The organism is Plesiomonas sp., from assembly GCF_051650925.1.
Taxonomy (GTDB): Bacteria; Pseudomonadota; Gammaproteobacteria; order Enterobacterales; family CAMTGL01; genus Plesiomonas.
On sequence record NZ_JBOFRH010000220.1, the window covers coordinates 1 to 1,498 of the forward strand.

General features: G+C 46.5%; 1 protein-coding gene. It reads right to left on the reverse strand.

The features are described from left to right. A partial coding sequence (locus ACRC27_RS05240; RefSeq protein ID WP_438639356.1) for a bifunctional metallophosphatase/5'-nucleotidase occupies positions 1-1,490 on the reverse strand: 1,490 nt, incomplete at its 3' end. Positions 1,491-1,498: the final 8 nt, after the last annotated feature.

Consider the following 1,498-nt stretch of genomic DNA (forward strand, 5'->3'; position numbering starts at 1 on the left):
GGGAAGGATTTACCCTGCAATGGACCACCTTTTTTAGTCAGATGCCCCATGCGATAGCTATTCATCCCCAAGCGAATTTCAGTATCTGGCTGCACCACAGTGCCATCCGCCAGTTTCAGATTGGTGATCCGCTGTCCGACCGGTTGACGCAAATCGATGGTATAGGTCACGCCAGCGAAAAAGTCATTGGTGGAGTATTTTGATGAACGACGCGCTGGATTAAAGCTATATGTCACATCACCGTCTTGCACCGGATTAAAATAATCGGCGACCCATTCCATATACGCTTTCAGATCAGCGCCTGTCATCTGGTATACCGTAATTTCACCGCCGGCATATTGATAGTTATAGGCAATGTCTTTGGCTTTAATCGGCCCCACATCTAAGCGCGCTTTATCGTTATCAATCCCCAAGGCGATCACATTGGCTTTCGGCGCATAATAAAATGCCGCTTCTTGGAATAAGGCACTGATCCCTGAGTCTTGAACTTGTACTTGTGGGATCCCTTTTACTTCATCTTTAGGTACCAAATCACTACCGGAAAGTTGTGCGACCACACGATTGGCATTTTCCCGTAATTTTTTATGATACGGCGCATACAGGCTTTCCAACGATTTGTCTGATGCCAGATCTTTAATCTTGTAGGTATAACTGTCTTTATCGATCAGCGTATATTTGCCGTTTTTCTCTTCAAATTTCAGATCAATGCGCGACAACGCACGACCATATTTATCTGGCTCGGTAATGATCACGCCATTAACCACCGCTTTATCGACCCGGACATGCATATGTCCGGCGACAATTGCGGCTAATTCTGGATTCCCTTTAGCAATATCGGTCACACTGGTATCGGCAATGTCATTTTCATTATCCAGCCCCATGTGTGCCACCAGCACAATCGCATCCACTTGGTCTTTAATCTTAGCGATGGTCTTGCGGACTTCTTGCGTAGGGTTGGTAAAGGTCACGCCGCCCAGACGGTCACTGCCTTCAGCAAAATGCGCCGTCATAGGGGTATCCATGCCAATAACGCCAATTTTTACGCCTTGCCGCTCAATAATGGTATAGGCCGGTAAAAATGGATTGCCATCAGCGCGCTTGATATTGCCACCCAGCGATTGGCCTTTGAATTGATCGAGCGAGGTTTTTAATACTGGTAAACCAAAATCAAATTCATGGTTTCCTAATACCCACACATCGTAATTAAGGGCATTAAAACCCAACATCATGGGTGAAACAGGCTCATTCTTGAACGTTTCGACAAAATTACCCTGAATGGTATCGCCGGCATCCACCAAAATAACATTCGGTAGACTCTGACGTATTTCATTAATTTTGGTCGCAATTTGGCTTAGGCTGCCCGCCAAATTGGCCTGATCAGCCGCATAGTCCCACGGCACAAAATGCCCGTGCAGATCAGAGGTGCCCAAAATACTGACTTCACGAATATCGCCATCCGCGGCAAGAACAGAGTAAGAGGAGGCTAACAGGAATAACC